The sequence below is a fragment of the Cohnella sp. OV330 genome, from assembly GCF_900112065.1.
Taxonomy (GTDB): domain Bacteria; phylum Bacillota; class Bacilli; order Paenibacillales; family Paenibacillaceae; genus Cohnella.
Map to the genome: position 1 here is coordinate 1 of NZ_FOKE01000002.1, position 13563 is coordinate 13563.

Genomic DNA, 13563 nt, shown 5'->3' on the forward strand with positions numbered 1-13563 from the left:
AAACGCCCTCGTTCTCCCGGCTACCGCCATCTTAAACCGGCCATGTAAAAAGGCCAACCAGAAATTCTGGCTGACCTGATAATACGAAAAACGCCCCCGTTGGCTAGAATAGCCAAATTCGGGGGCGGTATGCGCCGATGTAAACTTATATTACCCGATTCGGGCGATGACTTCCTCGTGGAATTGCTCGACCGCTTCGTCCGGATCGACCGTGAATCCGCATTCGAGTCCGACGTAGCCCTCGAAGCCCGTCTCCTTGATCGCTCTTAAAATATTGACGTAGTTCAGTTCGCCGGTGCCGGGCTGATGGCGGCCGGGGTTGTCCGCGATATGATAGTGGTTGATCCGGTGGCGGTACGCCGTCGCATTGCGAATGACGTTGCCTTCGGTGATTTGCTGATGATAGACGTCGAACACCAGCTTGACGTGGCTGCTGCCGACCTTGTCCACGATCTCCGCGCCCTCGTCGGAGCGCTGCAAGTAGTGGCCTTTGTGATCGACCAGCCCGTTGAGCGGCTCGAGCTCCAGCACGATGTCCGCCGCCTCGAGCAGCGGCGCCGCCCGCTTCAGCGTCTCGACCATCGCGCGCTGCTGAATCTCTCGCGGCACGCCGTCCAGTTCGTTGCCGGTTTGGGAGATGATCGACCGGGTGCCAAGCGTCTTGCAGGCCTCGATCGTCCGGCTGATCCCGTCCAGATAATCGCTGCGCATCGACTCGTCGACGAGACTGATGAACGGCGTGCATGTCGCGACGATGCCGACGCCGATCCTTTCCTGGGCTCGCGCCGTGCGCTTCAGATCGTCGAGCTGCCACCAAGCGTAGTACTCCAAGCCGTGAAATCCGAGCGCTTTCACTTTCTCGAGATGATAGACCTCGTCTTCTCCCGGATATGCGCCGATACATAACGAAAACTTCATAGCGAGCCTCCCTGTCTTGAATGCTGTCGTAGTCTAACCATCTTAACCCGCCGCCTTGCGGAATCCGGCCGCTTCGGCTTCCGCCTCCGTGCAGAACCATTGCTCGGGCTTCGTACGATCGTAGCTTTTGCCGCCGGGCACATGGTAGAGCTTGTCTCCCTTGGCGTTGATATTGCCTTTGATCTGAGGCGATTTGCAAGCCTCGACCTGCGCTTCCGCGCCGTCCTTCTCCGCATCCGGCTGCTGGGCGGACGTCTCTTGCTCTCCTTGGGCCGGCGATTCGTCCTCGGCGATGGCCGCGGACAACGTCTCGTATCCGTCGCGATCGTTCCAGGCGCGCTCGAACGCTTCCTCGAACGACGCGGCCGCCGTCTCGTCGTGCAGGACGACCAGCATCTCGTCGTTTGTCGTGCTCGCCGCTTTGGAGTAGTTGAACGAGCCCGTCGTCGCCACCTGCCGGTCGGCCACCGTCATTTTCAGATGCATCAGTCCGCTGTGGCTGTTTATCTTGATCGGAATGCCCGCGCTGCCGAGCAGCTTAAGCGCTTCCTTCTGCGTCTTGCCCGATGCCTGGATCCGGTCCGTGAGCAGGCGAACGGCGACGCCGCGACGATGGGCGTCGCGGATAGCCGCGACGATGTCCGGGTAGGTCAGGCTGTAGATCGCGACGTCAAGCGTCTCCTTGGCCCCTTGAATGACGTCGATCAATAGCTTTTCCGGGTGCTGGTCTCCCTGCGTGAATGCCCATTGGACATTGCCCTCGCCGACCTTCGACGACGATGCGGGCGAAGAAGAGATCGCGCATCCGCCGGCAGGCAGCAGCAGCAAAGCCGCGAGGAGGACGCTAACTCCCCTGTTCATGCTGTCGTTTTCCCCCGCTTCCCGCTTTTGGCTAATCCAATTGTATGCCAGACGGGCATTGCGGGCAAGACGCGCTAAGGCTTCTTTTTCCATGGCGGATCCGACTTCTCTTTCAGAAAACGGTTCAGTTTGCCCGCCCCGTACGGAACGGCCGCGCTAAGGAAAAGTCCGATCAGCGTCTCTCCGGTCCACAGCATGCGTATCCTCTCCTTGACAAGATTATCCCCGCTCCGTCTGGTCGACGGTGCCGGTCAAGCGAATGCCGACCGTCGCATGCGCCCTGACTTCGCAAGCGGACAGCAGCATTTTGCCCTGATCCCAATCGCTTTTCACTTTTTCCCACGTGCGGGGATGATTCTGCTTCAATTCTTCGCCGAGACCTAGCGCGTCCTTGCCGATGTCGTGCTGCAGGGCGTCGACCGCGTCCTCGATCATCGATTCGATCTCGGAAGCGGCATCGTGCTGGATCCGGTCCATCACGGTCTTCTGCACCAGATCGATGGTGCCAGAAGACTCGCGAATGCCGACGACGACATTGATGGTGGCTTCAAAGCGGATGTGTTCCGGATCCCGTACATCGGCGCGTATGCGCGATTTGATCTCGTAGATGTTCAGGGAGATGCTCGATCCCGCCGATTCCAACGTGATCATGCCCCTCATATGGTATCCGCGCAGGAAATTCAATCCGGTCGTTTGTCTCGGATTCAGCGCCCCCCACTGGCGGTTCGTCTTGCCGTCGAAAATCGCGCTTCCGGATACGAGCACGGATTTGTCGCTGGTCTCCAGCGACTGAACCGCATAACTCGTTTCGTTCATGAACCGCTCGTGGATGAAGCCGATTTGCGTAGCGGGGAGCTTTTCCAAGCTGCTGCGGTTGCCGGAGATTTTCTCGATATCGCTGGCCGGCAGTCCCTCGTTAGGCGATTCGGAATTGAGCGCCTCGCTCGCGTTGCCCTTGGCGACCAATATCTTGATGGATCGCCGGACGCCTGCGCCTCTCATGAAAAAATCGAGCATGTCCGCGAAGCCGGTGCCCTTGCGGGCGACCTGATCGGAGACCAGAATGACCTTGAGATGATCGTAAAAAGGCGGCCTGCTGAGCTTGTCTGTCGCATATTGGTGGAACGCGGACAAGCTCGCAGCCTTGCCGCATAGATTCGAATAGCCGGTGCTTCCTTTTGAGCTTTCTCCGTCGCCGCTCTGTCCGCCGGGCACGACGATCTGGTAGCAGATTCGGTAAGGCGCGGCAGACTTCGCCCGTTCCTCCGTACCGTCCTCCGCAGGCAGCGTATCGATGGACACGCCCGCCACGAAGCCGCGGTTGTTGATCTCGACGCGGTCCCAGCAGCCGTTCGCGAGCAGCGCGAATACGACGGCCAGCAGCGGCGCGCGCAGCCTCCGCGGGCTAACCAACGCTGCCGCCTCCCCTAAGCCGCGCCACCGCCAACAAGATGATAGGGATCGCTGCGGCGGTCCCGTATCCGATCGTGCTGATGACGGAGCCGAGCATTTTGTATTGCATCATGGTCTCGGGGAGCATGTTGAGGAAGTACGCTACCGGACACAAGATCAATAGGCACCATCGCTTATCGAGCTTGGATGCGATCGCTTGCAGGCAGGAGACGCTGGCTTCCATCGCCATGCAGGACGTATTGAAGATCGTCATGATCCAGACGGTGAAGAAGATCGATTCCAGACGTTCGAAAAATTGGCCCGGCAAGCGGACCTCCTTCGCGATCTCGACGGTCGGAAACAAGATCTGCGCGGTCGCTGCCTGCGTAAAAATCGCGATGGAATATAAGTACGTCAGCAGGCACAGGACAACCGGAATCGCGATGCCGATCAGCATCGCCTTTTCGGTGCGAACGGCCGGCTTCAACAATGGCGCATAGAACAGCAGCACTTCGAAGCCCAAAAGGGCGAAGGTCGCATCCTTCGTCCCCGAAACGAGCTCGAACGGACGGGTCGTCATAAAGGGCTTCAAATTGTCGACATTCGTCAGCTGAATGCCGAAGAGCAGGACGACGACGGAAATGAGCAGCACGATCGGCAAAAACATCGTATTCAGGCGAATCACCGCCGCCGTCGTACCGGACACCCCGTAAACGACGACGAGCAAGAAGGCGATCGCGATAAAGGCGGTAGGCGTATTTTCGAGCAAATACATCCTGGAAATCCTCGCGATCGAACGGACCTCGAAGGCCACGTATAACAGAAAATACACGCCGTAAATTGCCGAGATGAGCATAGCGATCGGTCTCGTCGTAATACGCGCCGTGAAGCTATGGAACGTACCGCCTTGGAATCGCCTCAACAACCTGCAGACGACGAGTCCGCATGCGCCCGCGATGAGACCCGCCGCCAAGATCGATACCCAGCCGTCGGAAGCCTGAATATGCTTCGCGAGCAGGCTCGGCAGCGTTAGAATGCCGATCCCGATCATAATCGACGAGACCGTCGTCGATACTTCGCGAGATCCGATCTGATTGTCCCCGTAATCGAATATTTTCATGGAAAGCCGCCTTTTACGCTTATTTCATACGATTCTTGTCTTTCGTGCGCATCATCTTCGGCCGGCCCGACAAGAGCCTAAGCGGCGCGCGCAAGATGAGATCCTTCCAATCCGCCAGAAACGTCGGCGCGAAAGGCGTCGAATACGGGATCCCGAAGCTCATTAGATTGGCAATATGAACGTTCAGCATTATATAAGCCAGCACGATGCCGTACAAGCCGAACAGCGCCGCCGACACCATGATCAAAAAACGCAGCAAACGCAGCGAGATCGCAAAGGTGTAGGAAGGCAAAGAAAACGAAGAGATGGCCGTAATGGCGACGACGATGACCATGATCGGGCTGACGATGCCGGCTCTGACCGCCGCCTCTCCGATGACGAGCCCGCCCACGATTCCGATCGTCTGGCCGATCGGCCTGGGCAGCCGGATGCCCGCTTCCCGCAGCAGCTCGAGCGTCGCTTCCATCGCGAACGCCTCCACGACCGACGGGAACGGCACGCCCTCTCTGGAGCCCGCGATCGAGAAGGCGAGCTCGGACGGCAGCATGCCGTGATGAAATTCGGTGAGGGCGATGTAGAACGCCGGCATGAACGTAGCCAGAAAAGCGGCTCCGAAGCGCATGACGCGAATCGCCGTCGAGATGATCCAATTCTGGTAATAATCCTCCGGCGAATGAAAAAAAGAAAATAGCGTCATCGGCAAAATGAGCTGGAACGGCGTATTGTCTACGACAATGCCGACCTTGCCCTGCAGCAGCGCCGCCGACAACTTGTCGGGACGCTCAGTGCTCATAATCTGGGGAAACGGTGACAATTGATTGTCCGTCAGCCATTGCTCGATGAAGCCCGATCCCGCGACCTCGTCTACGTCGATCGTATGGATTCTTCTGCGGACCTCCTGCAGCAGCTTGTCGTTGACGATCCCCTCGACATAAACGACGGCAACGTCAGTGCGCGAACGCCTGCCCAGCTGAAACGTCTCGAAGCGCAAATTCGGATCGCGAAGCCGCCTCCGGACGAGCGCCGTATTGGTGCGGAAATCTTCCGTAAAGCCGTCTCGCGGTCCGCGAATGAGCGCCTCGGTCTGCGGTTCCTCGACCGATCTCGAATTCCAGAATTTCGTGCCGACGATCCGCGCGCATGCGAAGTCCTCGGACAGTACGGCGGTATCGCCGGACAAGATGGCGATCAAAACCTCATCCAGCAAGTCCGAAGTCCTGACCTCCTGGACGGGCAGCTGCGCGTTGTCGGCATCCGAGCCGATTAGCGCTTCGAGCAGATGTTCCTGAATGAGGGGACGACTGGACAAGCCGTCGATGCAAAAGACGGCGTACAGGATGCCGCTCTTGGAACGATGCTCGCTGACGAGCAAATCCGACGCGTTGCCGAGCTTGGCACGGATTAAGGCGATATTCTCCCTTAAGTCCATTGTCAGCATCGCGGGTGGGACTGCCGATTGCGTATCGCTCATGGATGTTCACCGCCCGATGTCAGGTATACGAATTGGATGCCGCGCCCATTCGACCGCCAACGTGCCAAGTATATCCATGCCGGATCGATTCTACTCCGCATTGGAAGGACGCATAATTACTGTAATAATTTGCAAACTAACGCCATGAAAAAAGACAGCGCTCGCACCCGTTACCCCATTCTTCGCATGAGCATGCTCGGCATCACGTATTCATCCGTTCCCCGGCCCGCCATGGTCGCATGGTGGTCGGCGGCTTTTCCGGGCTTCGGGCACTTCATCCTCAACCAATACGCGCGCGGCGTCCTGTTCACGTTGAGCGAGATGCTGATCAACAAGCTGAGCGGGCTGAACGATGCGATCGTGTATACGTTCTGCGGACGATTCGACGACGCGGCTGCCGTGCTCGACGCCAACTTGGCGTTCGGCTACGCGACGATTTATTTGTTTGCCGTTTGGGACAGCTATCGCGGCGCGCGATACCAAGGCCGCCTGCGTTCGCTGTCGGCGCGCGAGCAGCCTATTCGACGCATGTTGATCCATCCGATGGAGGTACAGTATGTCGAGCGGAAGAAGCCGCTGACCGGCTTTTTTTATTCGCTGCTGTTCCCCGGACTCGGACAGTTGTACAATCATCGGTTTTGCTTGGGCTTTTACATCATGTTCTGCTGGTGGGTCCATATCGGGATGTCTCACGCGCTGGCGGCCGGCCTCGAGCTGGCGTACGGCACCGCCGCCCGTTCGACAGAGATGCTCTCGCAGCACTGGATCATGTTCATGCCCTCCGTGCTCGGAGGCGCCGCGTACCATGCCTACAGGGGAACCGTCGAGCAGAACAAGCTGTTTTGCGAAGAGCAACGGACTTATTTGAAAAAAACGTACGGTCGGTCCGAGATCGTCATATTTAGGGAGTCGGGGTGAGAGAGGATGCTGTTGATCGGATGCTTCGCCCATTCGCTAGAGCTGGAGCAAGCGCTTGACGACATCGAACGGAGCGGGATCGAGCGCAAGCATATTTTGGCGGTGGGCATGAATCTGCGCGTAGATTCGGATGCCGAAGCCAGGCATAGCGACGCCGTCGAGATGGGCGCGGCGTGGGCGACCGCATTTGCCGTCGTCGGCGTAGCCGCCGGCTTTGGCCTCGCTTGGGGGCCGATCGTGTGGGGATTGATCGGCGCGACCGTCGGCTTCGGCACGGGCTTCTGCCTGCACCGGATATGGCTGCGCGGCCCCGCCAGGTCCGGCACCCAAGCGAACGCGCCCGAAGTGACGGTCATCGTCCAATGTCCCGACGGTCTATCCGATGACATCCGCCTCCTCCTTTACCGCCGCGGAGCCCTGTCGGTCGGCGAGAGCGGTGGATGAGCGTGCGGAGGCACGGCTTTGGATCGCCGGCACCGGTATCGGTCCCGCGATCCGCGACGATATCGCGCCTCCCGCGGGCCGCGGAGCAGCTAGTCGCGCCTGCTCCTCAACCGTCGCGGATCACAGATCCGCTATTCCCTGCGCCTCCCTCGGGCCGCGGAACAGCTAATCGCGGCGCCTCCTCAACCGTTGCAGCGGACAGGAGATCCGCTATTTTCGCATTTCGCGGCTTTTTCGCGCTGTCGCGGACCACAGATCCGCTATTTTGCTTTTCAACACACTTCATCCACCACTTTGGAGCGAATAACGCATCCTGAGTCCGGTACCCCCACTAAATACGCCGATTACTGTGAAATAGCGGATCCTGGGTCCGCGGCAAGGAGCGGCGCCGGATACCCGCTAGTGCCTCAGCGCCAGCTCCTCAACCGTCGCGGATCACAGATCCGCTATTCCTAGCGCCTCCCACCTGCCGCGGAGCAGCTAGTCGCGGCGCCTCCTCAACCGCGGCAGCGGACAGGAGATCCGCTATATTCGCATTTCGCGGCTTTTTCGCGCTGTCGCGGACCACAAATCCGCTATTTTGCTTTTCAACACACTTCATCCACCACTTAGGAGCGAATAACGCATCCTAAGTCCGGTACCCCCACTAAAAACGCCGATTACTGTGAAATAGCGGATCCTGGGTCCGCGGCAAGGAGCAGCACTGGATGCCTGCTAGTGCCTCTGCGCCTGCTCCTCAACCGTCGCGGACCACAGATCCGCTATTCCTAGCGCCTCCCACCTGCCGCGGAGCAGCTAGTCGCGGCGCCTCCTCAACCGCGGCAGCGGACAGGAGATCCGCTATATTCGCATTTCGCGGCTTTTTCGCGCTGTCGCGGACCACAGATCCGCTATTTTGCTTTTCAACACACTTCATCCACCACTTTGGCGCGAATAACGCATCCTGAGTCCGGTACCCCCACTAAATACGCCGATTACTGTGAAATAGCGGATCCTGGGTCCGCGGCAAGGAGCAGCATCGGATACCCGGTAGCTTCAGTGCCTGCTCCCAAACCATTGTCTAGCATAGCCGCGGCAGAGAGCGACGCTTGCCCGGTCACGAAGTACCCAACCCCATGTTGGTCATCCGTCCGTTCGCGCCTCAAACCGCAACCTCATGCAATATTGAACATGCAGGCGAACGCATCACAATCCCCTCTGTGCTCAGCATCTAAGCCTGTAGGCGCGCACGCGCTCGCTGCCGCTCGCGGGCTCTAGCAGGTGCAGCCCTGCGAGCCTGCGAAGAATACGCCGGGCATGTCGGTCGCTCACCCTAAGATGGCCTGCCAGCTCCAAGGGCTTGATCGGCCGCAGCAGGCGTCGCGCCAGCCGCAAGGTCTCGGCTTCCAGCCAATCGAGCGAGGAGGAAGCATCCGATGAAATAAAATGCCCTATAAACGCAAGCACGAGCTGCTGGCATTGGCCGGGATCCTCTACGATCGAGGGATAAGCGATCGGTAAAAACGTCCATCCGTCCAACGCCATAAGACAATGTCTTCTGCATAAGTCTTTGAATCGTCTTACGTCTAGGTCTCTCGCATGCGGTCCGTAACCTTGTATCTCGATCGCGCCTTTCGCTCCCCCCGGCATATAAGCGAGATCTACATACCTGTATCCGCCGCCGAAGTCGCGAACCTCCCACTCCGGATACAAATGATCGAAATGGCCGACGCGGGGAAACCAGATGGTTCGCAAAAATTCGATCGTACCGTGACCTAACCCCTTTTCGAGTCGCTCCTTCCGACGCGTATTAGTTTCCATCTCGATATGCGACTTCAGCCAGGCTTCGTACATTTCTTCGAATAGGGACACCGGCTCACGCCTCCTTTTACGGCGGGAAAACAAAAGCCGCCTTCCTGCGGCATCCGGGTCGTAAACCGGAATGCGCCTGAAAGCGGCGTGTGCTTCACGTCGTTAGATTTTGTTGTAATTATAGCGGTGTTAGGACAAATTTGTCTATGGGTGGTAGAGATTGACCTGACTATCCGCTCAGCCTTCCGCGTATGCCCGAATCGCCTCCGCGAACGCTTCGCCGTACTTCTCGAGCTTGGCGTCCCCGACGCCTTTGACGCGGCGCATCTCGTGCTCCGAAGAGGGCCGAAGCGCGCACATCTCCCGCAGCGTGGCGTCGCCGAAGATGATGAACGGCGGCACGCCTTCGCGCGTCGCGAGCGCCTTGCGGACCTCGCGCAGCCGCTCGAACAGCTCGGCATCCGCCGGCGGCAATGCCGACGCGCCGACGCCCGAGCGCGAACGGCTGCTCGTGCGCCCGCCGCTCTGCTGCGGCTCGATCCGCTGGAACACCTGCTCGCCCTCGCTCATGACGCCGCGGACCTTGGCCGCCAGCTGAACCACCGGGTACTGGCTGTCCGTCAGCTTCAAGTAGCCGTCGGCGACGAGCCCGTGGATCAGCTGCACGATTTCCTTTTCCGACAAACTCCCGAGCCTGCCGTACCAGGGCAAGCTGTCGAATCCGAACTGCCGAACTTTGGCATCGCTCGCGCCGCGCAGCACCTTGGCCGTCAGCGTGATGCCGAAGCGCTGCTTCATCGCCGAGACGCAGGCGAACACCAGCTTCGCCTGGTCGGTGACGTCGCGCAGCTCGCGCTCGTCGGTACAGCTGCTGCATCTGCCGCACGGCTCGCCGCCGTCCTGGCCGAAGTACCGCACGATGGACCGCTGCAGGCAATCCGACGTGTGCGCGTATTCCACCATATCGTTCAGCAGCCGGTAGTCGTTCCGCTTGCGCTCGTCGTCCGCTTCGCTGCGCTCGATAAAAAACTTCTGCGTCACGACGTCCTGCGCGGAAAAGAGCATGACGCACTCCCCGGGTTCGCCGTCGCGTCCAGCGCGCCCGGCTTCCTGGTAATAGGCTTCCAGGTTTTTCGGCATATTGAAGTGCACGACGTAGCGCACGTTGGACTTGTCGATACCCATGCCGAAGGCGTTGGTCGCCACGATCAGCTGCATATCGTCGCGGATGAACGCCTCCTGGGTCCTCGCGCGCTCCTCCTCGGGCAGGCCTGCATGATACATACCGGCCGGAAGCCCGAGCGAGGTCAAGAATCCGGCAAGTCCCTCGACCTCCCGCCGCGTCGCCGCGTAGATAATGCCGGACTGCCCGGCACGCTCCCGGATGTAGCGGACGAGATAGTCCCGCTTGTCCGCGTTTTTAACGACCGACAGCGACAGGTTCTCCCGCGCGTAGCCCGTCGTGACGCGGGCCGGCGAAGCCAGCTTGAGCCGCTCGACGATGTCGTCCTTGACGACGTCGGTCGCCGTCGCCGTGAAGGCGGCCATCACCGGGCGCGGCTCGATATCCTGCAGCATGCGGGAGATCCCCATGTAGCTCGGACGGAAGTCGTGCCCCCACTGCGAGACGCAGTGCGCCTCGTCGACGGCGACGAGCGGCACCTTGATGTGGCGCAGCATGCCGCGGAAGCGCTCCGACTCAAGCCGTTCGGGCGCGACGTACACGAGCTTGTAGTGGCCGTAGTAAATATCCCGCAGCCGATCGTTCGTCTCCTTCGCCGAAAGCGTGCTGTTGATGAGCGTCGCCTCGATGCCCGCCGCGTTCAAGGCATCCACCTGGTCCTTCATGAGCGAGATCAGCGGCGATACGACGATCGTCACGCCGGGCAGCAGGAGCGCGGGCACTTGATAGCAGATCGACTTGCCCGCGCCGGTCGGCATGACGCCGAGCGCGTCCCGGCCGCTCAAGATCGCTTCGATCAGCTCCTCCTGTCCGCGCCGAAACGCATCGTAGCCGAAGAAGCGCTTCAGCACGCTGCGCGCCTCCCCCATCGACCGGTCGACGTCCTTGTCTATCGTGTCAGGCATGTTGGTTCCTCCTCGAATTTCCGCACGGAAGACTGCCGTGATGCAGTCTCCGCAAAAACGCCTCGTCCGACGCACCGCCATAAAAAGTACGCGATGATCGGCATCGACGCTCGCTTACCGGCCTACCGTCTAAACCAGATAAGGCGACAGCTCGCCCGTGTAGTAAATATGAAGCACATGGAGCGCCCGCGTGCTCACCGTATATAGAAGCTTGCGGTGCCGCTCCTGTCCGTACCGCTCCGCCGAAGCGTCCCAGACGAGGACCGCGTCGAACTCGATGCCCTTGGACAAATAGGAGGGCAGCACCGAAACGCCCTTCGGCAGGTTGGCCGAGCCGCCGCTGACGAGCGTCACCGGCACGTCTTCGCCGAGCTGCTCCTTCAGCAGCGAGCCGGCGTCGCCGGCTTCCTGCGCCGTCTTGGCAATAACGCCGATCGTGGCGTGCCCCGCCGCGAGCAGCGCCGTCACGTCCGCCGCCGCCAGCTCCGCCAGATGCGCGCGATCCCGGCAACGGATCAGCCGGGGCTCCTCCCCTTCGCGGTTGAACGGTCGGATCCCTTCAGCGTCCTCCGGCTTCAGAATCCGCTTCGACAGCTCGACGATCGGCTTCGTGGACCGGTAGCTCGTCGTAAGCCGCCATACGGCCGTGTCCGAAGGATCTGCCAGACGCGTCCAGCCTCCGAAGCCGCCGCTGTCCTCCGCCTGCGCATAGATCGCCTGGTTAAAATCGCCCAGCACCGTCATCCGCGCGCGAGGGAAACGCCTGCGGAGATACGCTGCCTGAAACGGAGAATAATCCTGCGCCTCGTCGACGAACAGGTGCTTCACTTCGCCTTCGACCTTGCGGAAGCCTTCGAGCGCCTCCATCAGATAGAGCAGCGGCGTCGCGTCCTCGTGGTCCAGCTCCTTGCGGCCGAGCTTGTCCTCGACGCGCTGCGCCATCCAATCCCAACCCTCGGGCAGGCGCCCGTCCGGCGCGCAGGCGGCGAACAACGAGCGGCTAACGAACAACTGCCTGTACGTGGCCGGAGCGTCCATGAACCGGAAGCCCTTGACCGCCCGGCGCAGCGGCCCGATCGCGTTTTCCGCTGCTTGCCTTAGCAACAGCTCCGTCATCTTGTCTTCGTCGTCGAACGCGCCCTCGTGAAAGCCGCCCTGCCGCCTCACGCTCACGTAAGCCCGTTGAATATCCTCTTCCTCCATCAGCTCGGCGGCTTGTTCGACCCAAGGTTCCTTGAGCTGCGCGTCCACCCAAGCGGTCAGCCGTCCGTTCAGCCACCGGCGCAGCTTGGCCAGCCGGTCGCCGAAGCTGTCCTCCCCGTATTCGACGTAGAACTGACTGCTCATCTCTTCGGCGGACACGATCGTATCGCCCTTGAAGCGGAGCTGCCGGAAGACGACGCCTTCCCGCTTGAGGCGATCCAAATACGCCGCGATCGTCTCGAAAAAATGCTCCGAGCCCTTGTACCGTACCGCGCGCGCCCGGGCATCGCCCTCTGGCGTGCCTTCGGTCGCCGCCAGATCTTCGGTCTGCGCGAATAGGTCTTCCGCGTCGAACCGCCTGCCGAGCCGCGCCTCGATCAGCTCGCGGAACGTCATCTGGCGCATGTTGGCTTCGCCCAGATCAGGCAGGACGCGGGAGATGTAGCCCTTGAACACCGGATTCGGCGAAAAAAGCACGATCTGCTCGGCCGTCAGGCTATCCCGGTACCGATAAAGCAGATAGGCGACGCGCTGCAAAGCGGCTGAAGTCTTGCCGCTGCCCGCCGCGCCTTGGACGACGATCAGGCGATGGCGCTCGTCGCGGATGATCCGGTTCTGCTCCTTCTGGATCGTGGCGACGATGCTCTTCATCGCCGTGTCTGACTTTTCGGACAGCACCGCCTGCAAAATGTCGTCCCCGATCGTCTCGTCCGTGTCGAACATATGCCGCAGCCGGCCGCCGCGTATGACGAACTGGCGTTTGAGCGTCAGCTCGCCCGCGATCTCGCCTCCCGGCGTATCATAGGACGCCGGACCCGGCTCGTGATCGTAAAAAAGGCTCGAGACCGGCGCGCGCCAGTCATAAATATAGAACGTCTCTCCGTCTTCGCCGACGAGAGACGCTCTGCCGATGTAGATAACCTCAGGCTCCGCAGTCCCCCCCGCAGCGCTTCCGCCGGTACCGCCCGCCGTTTGCTCCGTCTTTTCCGCAAAGTCGATCCGCGCGAAATAAGGATTGTCGTGCTGACGCGCCAGCCGCTCGGCTGCCTCGGAGGCGACCCTGTGGCTCCGCTCGCGCTCCGCCAGCAGCTCGGCCTGCTGCACGATGCTGCTCCACGTCTCTCCGAGCTCCGTCTCGTCGGAGAAGTTGATCGCCAGATCGTCCCAGAATTCCTGGCGAATGCCGACGACGTCGCCCCGCCGCTCGCCCTGTACGGACATCTCCTTCAGCAGCTTGCGGTCAATGATCCTGATCACCTCGGCGAGGCGCTCGGTCTCGCCGGTCCGTGCATCCGTCCGTTCCTGTTCAGACACCTGTCTTCTCCTCCGCATCGCATTCGTTTCGTTATCCACCTGT

11 protein-coding genes are annotated in these 13563 nt (G+C 60.5%); 2 read left to right on the forward strand and 9 right to left on the reverse strand.

The features are described from left to right. Positions 1 to 150 precede the first annotated feature (150 nt). From BM235_RS03885 to BM235_RS03905, 6 genes are all read right to left on the reverse strand, one after another. Positions 151 to 918: a TIM barrel protein gene (locus BM235_RS03885; RefSeq protein WP_090109629.1), complete on the reverse strand. Its 768-nt coding sequence runs from the start codon at positions 916 to 918 to the stop codon at positions 151 to 153. A 42-nt stretch (positions 919 to 960) separates the two neighbouring features. Continuing rightward, positions 961 to 1779 carry a phospholipase D family nuclease gene (locus BM235_RS03890; protein WP_090111002.1) on the reverse strand — a complete coding sequence of 273 codons (819 nt, stop codon included), beginning with the start codon at positions 1777 to 1779 and terminating at the stop codon, positions 961 to 963. Positions 1780 to 1853: 74 nt separating this feature from the next. After that, the gene (locus BM235_RS32440; RefSeq protein ID WP_255374046.1) at positions 1854 to 1976 is read right to left on the reverse strand and encodes a hypothetical protein; all 123 of its coding nucleotides are present in this window, start codon (positions 1974 to 1976) and stop codon (positions 1854 to 1856) included. Between the two features lie 22 nt (positions 1977 to 1998). Then, positions 1999 to 3192: a Ger(x)C family spore germination protein gene (locus BM235_RS03895; protein ID WP_090109632.1), complete on the reverse strand. Its 1194-nt coding sequence runs from the start codon at positions 3190 to 3192 to the stop codon at positions 1999 to 2001. After that, a complete protein-coding gene (locus BM235_RS03900) occupies positions 3185 to 4291 on the reverse strand; it encodes a GerAB/ArcD/ProY family transporter (RefSeq protein ID WP_090109634.1) in 1107 nt (368 codons plus the stop codon). Before BM235_RS03900 ends, BM235_RS03895 begins: the two co-directional genes overlap by 8 nt. A gap of 19 nt (positions 4292 to 4310) precedes the next feature. After that, a complete protein-coding gene (locus BM235_RS03905; protein ID WP_090109637.1) occupies positions 4311 to 5762 on the reverse strand; it encodes a spore germination protein in 1452 nt (483 codons plus the stop codon). Positions 5763 to 5906: 144 nt separating this feature from the next. Between BM235_RS03905 and BM235_RS03910 the strand changes: the two genes are divergently transcribed. Continuing rightward, the gene (locus BM235_RS03910) at positions 5907 to 6680 is read left to right on the forward strand and encodes a hypothetical protein (protein ID WP_143106626.1); all 774 of its coding nucleotides are present in this window, start codon (positions 5907 to 5909) and stop codon (positions 6678 to 6680) included. A 6-nt stretch (positions 6681 to 6686) separates the two neighbouring features. Further along, positions 6687 to 7124, forward strand: coding sequence for a hypothetical protein (locus tag BM235_RS03915; RefSeq protein WP_090109642.1), 438 nt, complete (start codon positions 6687 to 6689; stop codon positions 7122 to 7124). Positions 7125 to 8327: 1203 nt separating this feature from the next. Here the strand turns inward: BM235_RS03915 and BM235_RS03920 are convergent. From BM235_RS03920 to helD, 3 genes are all read right to left on the reverse strand, one after another. Continuing rightward, on the reverse strand, positions 8328 to 8975 hold the full coding sequence (locus BM235_RS03920; RefSeq protein WP_090109644.1) for a transcriptional regulator: 648 nt from the start codon (positions 8973 to 8975) through the stop codon (positions 8328 to 8330). Between the two features lie 177 nt (positions 8976 to 9152). Continuing rightward, entirely contained in the window at positions 9153 to 11003 is a 1851-nt protein-coding gene (gene recQ, locus BM235_RS03925; protein WP_090109646.1) for a DNA helicase RecQ, read from the reverse strand. 129 nt (positions 11004 to 11132) lie between these two features. After that, positions 11133 to 13520: an RNA polymerase recycling motor HelD gene (gene helD, locus BM235_RS03930; protein ID WP_158544114.1), complete on the reverse strand. Its 2388-nt coding sequence runs from the start codon at positions 13518 to 13520 to the stop codon at positions 11133 to 11135. Positions 13521 to 13563 lie beyond the last annotated feature (43 nt).